Source organism: uncultured Mailhella sp. (assembly GCF_947631555.1).
In the GTDB taxonomy this organism is placed as follows: Bacteria; Desulfobacterota; Desulfovibrionia; order Desulfovibrionales; family Desulfovibrionaceae; genus Mailhella.
Genome location: NZ_CANRLT010000122.1, coordinates 1 through 4267, shown reverse-complemented (window position 1 = coordinate 4267; position 4267 = coordinate 1). Strand labels below are relative to the sequence as shown.

The 4267-nt window shown below is 57.5% G+C and carries 4 protein-coding genes; all 4 read right to left on the bottom strand.

Going from position 1 to position 4267, the window contains the following annotated elements:
- Positions 1-730: 730 nt before the first annotated feature.
- Positions 731-2032 (bottom strand): TRAP transporter large permease, encoded by a 1302-nt coding sequence (locus tag Q0Z94_RS11160; protein ID WP_298069728.1) that lies wholly within the window; start codon positions 2030-2032, stop codon positions 731-733.
- Entirely contained in the window at positions 2032-2538 is a 507-nt protein-coding gene (locus Q0Z94_RS11155) for a TRAP transporter small permease subunit (RefSeq protein ID WP_298069726.1), read from the bottom strand. Before Q0Z94_RS11155 ends, Q0Z94_RS11160 begins: the two co-directional genes overlap by 1 nt.
- A 137-nt stretch (positions 2539-2675) precedes the next feature.
- On the bottom strand, positions 2676-3677 hold the full coding sequence (locus Q0Z94_RS11150; protein ID WP_298069724.1) for a TRAP transporter substrate-binding protein: 1002 nt from the start codon (positions 3675-3677) through the stop codon (positions 2676-2678).
- Between the two features lie 383 nt (positions 3678-4060).
- Positions 4061-4267, bottom strand: a 207-nt coding sequence (locus Q0Z94_RS11145; protein WP_298069722.1) for a hypothetical protein, incomplete at its 5' end; no start/stop codon positions are given.

Sequence of the window (4267 nt, the reverse complement as noted above, 5' to 3'; positions counted from 1 at the left end):
CATCTCGGTACCCTCCGTTTTTTTTTGAAGGATAGCATAATCTCAAACATTTGTCATTATAAAAGTCAGTGTCTCGTGAATAGCGCAGGATTGAAGGAAGCCCCCCTTCCTTAGACCGCCGGAGGCGCGGCGCGTGCGCCGCTGATAGCGAGCAGGCCGCGCACAATCGGGCTTCGCCCGTTGTGCCTCCTTGCGGCCAGCGAGCGGGGAAAAGGCACGCGCGGCAGCGCGTTTGGAGCGACGAGATTTTCCCCGCTCCGGCGGCGTGACCATGTTCGCAGGCGGAGCCTGACGAACACGCCGCCTGCGCTATCTGCTCGCTACAGCTCGCGCCGTCCGGCAGCTAAAGAAGGCGTTTGTTAACTTGCCTTTCCCTTCCTTTAACCGCCGGAGGCACGCGCGGTAGCGCGTTTGGAGCGACGACCCCGCGCCGGCTGGAAAGCCGGCATGGAGGCGGGCGAGGAGCGGAAGTAAGGACACGCGGAGCGCGGCCGAGAGCAGCGAAGCTGCACGAGGCGCGATCCCGACTACCCCGCTCCGGCGGTTAGGGACGTGGCCGAAGGGTGCCTTTCGCCGAACTGGAAGTTCGGCACTCTTCGCGCTTTTCCGGCAGGAAAAGCAAGATGCCCTTTCCTGCTTTTCCTGCCTTTCCTCCCTCCCCCCAAAAAGGGAAAACGCGCCCGGCACAAGTCATGCCGGGCGCGCCATCGGTCTGAGCCGGGGTCGGAGGCTAAAGTCCGTAGCCCAGTACTCTGGGCAGCCAGGTTGCAATGGCCGGGAACATCGTGATGCACAATACGCACAGCGTGAGCGTTCCCACATAGGGGAGAACCGCCACGGCGTTGCGCTCCACGGAGATACCCGCTATTCGCGATGACACGAAGATATTCACCCCCAGAGGCGGCGTCAGCAGCGCCGTTTCGTTGGTGAGTACCAGAATGATGCCGAAGTGGATGGGGTCGATGCCGAGCTGCACGATGACGGGCAGCAGCACGGGAACCAGAATGATAAGCGTGGAAAGCGTCTCCATGAACATACCGAGAATATACAGCACGACGATGATGAGCAGCAGAACCACGGTGGGATTGTTCGTAAAGTCGAAGATGAGCTGCGTGAGCTTCTGGGGTGCCTGTTCATAGGTGAGGATCTTGCCGAAGAGCGTGGAGGCCCCCACGATGATGAGCACCGAGCCGCAGGTCATGACGCCTTCAAGAAGTGCGAGGTAGATATGCCTGGGGCGAAGGGAACGGTTCACCACGAAGCCCACGAAGAGCGAATACATGATGGCGACAACCGAAGCCTCCACCGGCGTGGCGTAGCCCGAATAGATGGAACCCAGGATGATGACGGGCGTCATCAGGGCGAAGAAGCTCTTACCGCAGGTACGGCAGAACAGCTTCAGGTTGAAGGCGGGCGTGTCCTCGTCCCCCTTGAAGCCCTTGCGCCGGGCGATGAGGTAGGCCGTGGACATCATGGACACGGCCACCAGCGCACCGGGGAGAAAACCGGCGGTGAACATGGCCGTGACCGACAGGTTGCCCAGAATGGCATAAATGATCATGGGGTTCGACGGCGGAATCATGATGCCGATGGTGCCGCCGGAGGAAGCCGCGGCTGCGGCGTAATCCTTGGAATAGCCGCTGCGGACCATGGCGGGGACCATGATGGTGCCGACGGCAGCCACGGTTCCCGGGCCGGAACCGGAAATGGCGGCAAAGAACGTGCAGGCCAGAATCGTCGTGATGCCCAGCCCGCCATACATACGGCCGACAAGCATCTTGGCGACTCCGATAATCTGGTGCGTTATATTGCCGTATTCCATGAGCGCCCCGGCCACAACGAAACATGGGATGGCCAGCAGCGTGAAAATATTGATGCCTTCAAAAAGCGAGTTGTGGATAACGGACAGGGGAAGCATGCTGTCGCCGAACAGCAGCGCCGCAGAGGAGGCGATGACCAGGGACATGAAGATCGGCATGCCCAGAATGAGCATGACGCCCAGCGTCACAAGCGCTATTTCCATTGTGCTCATCAGAGATCCTCCTCAAAGCGCACCAGCCTGTTCAGCGTGCCGTTTTTCCAGCGGATGAAGTAATCGGCGACCACGCGCCAGGCGACCATCACAAAGCTGAGCGGGATGATGCATTCCACCCACACCTTCGCAAAGTGCATGGTGGGAGAGATTTCCGGAAATTCAAAGCCTTCCTCCAGGACGGGAAGGCAGTTGAACGCGATGAACAGAAGCGCACACACCCACAGCGCATCGGCAAGCACACGGAAAAACATGCGCAGGTTGTCCTTCATCCAGAGAAACTGCGCCGTCACGCGCACATGTGCCCCGCGCTTGGCCGCAAGAGCCGCGCCCAGATACACGGACCAGAGGAACGTGTAGCGCGAAAGCTCTTCCGTCCAGGCGATGGACGTGCCCACCATCATGCGGGCGAGAACCTGTGCCGAAAGACACAGGATCATCGTGCTCAGCATGATGCAGCACATGCCTTCTTCAAAGTAGTCGTATATTTTTTTCAGAATACCCATGACTCTCTCTCAAGTCTGAGATGAACGGCAGAAAGAGGAGGCTTTGGACGCGCACACGGCGTCTGCGGAGTCCCGGACAGGCCGGAACTCCGCAGGATGCCCCGCCCCGCAGGCGGGCGGGGCACACCGCCTGAATCTTAGTTGGCGTTTATGATGGCAACAGCCTCATCCACAAGAGCCTTGCCGCCGACCTTGTCGTAGAACTTGGGCCAGACGGAGCGGGCGGCTTCCATCCACACGGGTTCGTCGGTAAGCTGGTTGAAGACCATGCCGTGATCGAGGCAGTCCTTCAGAGCGATGGCGTCCTGCTCGTCAGACCAGGCCCATTCCACGGCCTGAGCCTGCTTCGCAGCCTTGTTCAGGAGCGCCTTGGTCTGATCGTCAAGCTTGCGGTACCACTTTTCGCTCACGAGGATGGGTCCGACCCAGAGCAGATAATGGCTCTCGGTGATGTACTTCTGGACTTCCCAGAACTTCTGGTCGCGGTTGATGGAATGAGGATTTTCCTGACCGTCGATGACGCCCTGCTGCAGGCCGTTGAAGGTCTCGGTCCAGGCCAGAGGATGCGGTTCGACACCCCAGGCGCGGAAGGCGGCAAGCTGAAGTTCCACAGCGGGGACGCGGATCTTGAGGCCCTTGAGTTCGTTGATGTTGGTGATGGGATGCTTGGAGTTGGTGATGTGGCGATAGCCGCCGATGAGCCAGGCCAGAGGACGGGTGCGGCTTTCCTTCACCATGGAATCCGCCAGCTTATCAGTGAATTCCTTATTGTTGAACAGCTTCTTGGCGTCTTCCATCTTGGGGAAGAGGTAGGGCAGATAGACCGCGCCGGCGGAAGGCGCGAAGGGAGTGACGTTGCCGTTGGCGACGACTGTGACGTTGAGTTCGTCATCGCGGCACTGCTTCACGTTGGCCTGTTCGTCACCCAGTGAGCCGCCGTAGAAGGTCTGCACCGTGATGGCGCCGTTGGATTCCGTCTCTATGATCCGCTTGAACTCCTCCAGTGCCGTCACATGGAGGCTGCCCAGCGGATTGGCCGTGGCGGCGCGGATGGTCATTTTCTTGTACTCGGCGGCGTTGCCGGTACTCACGGAAAGCAGGAGGGCGAGGGCAGCAAGCCCGCATATCAAACGCTTCATGGTGATCTCCCTGTTTAAGGTTTCTGTTGCCCACGCGGGGCTGGCCATGTCCACATGCTGTTTCACCAGCAAATTCCCGTGCCCGGCTCACGGTCAGCACGAAAATTTTCACATACTCTTTCACAATGCAAAAAGCGTGCCATAAAAAATTACTAATAAAAATCATTACTATTTAACTAACCATTTATATTTTTTGATTTTTTTTTTACCCTTCCCATTTTTAGAGAAGGAATCTTGCAGCGGCGGCTCAGAAAACAAAAAAATATCCTTCTTATTCTTTCCATCACAATCTTTATAACCAAGTGATTTTTTTTGAAATATACCCCTTACTGTGCAAAAAGACAACAATTTAAGCAATTTTGCACGCCAGCGGTTTTATTATATCATTTTGGAATAACTTGTCTTTTTCTTTTCTGGTGCATTTTTGCATTCAGGGGAAGAGAGGGAAGGGAAAAGGCATCTTGCTTTTCCTGCACCGCTCCGGCGGTTTGGGAAGTGTGTTTCTGCCTTTCCCTTCCTTTAACCGCCGGAGGCACGCGCGGTAGCGCGTTTGGAGCGACGACCCCGCGCCGGCTGGAAAGCCGGCATGG

What these genes read in the sequence shown, in the direction of transcription:
- Q0Z94_RS11160 (WP_298069728.1), bottom strand. Translation starts at nt 2,032, where the DNA reads ATGAGCACAATGGAAATAGCGCTTGTGACGCTGGGCGTCATGCTCATT.
- Q0Z94_RS11155 (WP_298069726.1), bottom strand. Translation starts at nt 2,538, where the DNA reads ATGGGTATTCTGAAAAAAATATACGACTACTTTGAAGAAGGCATGTGC.
- Q0Z94_RS11150 (WP_298069724.1), bottom strand. Translation starts at nt 3,677, where the DNA reads ATGAAGCGTTTGATATGCGGGCTTGCTGCCCTCGCCCTCCTGCTTTCC.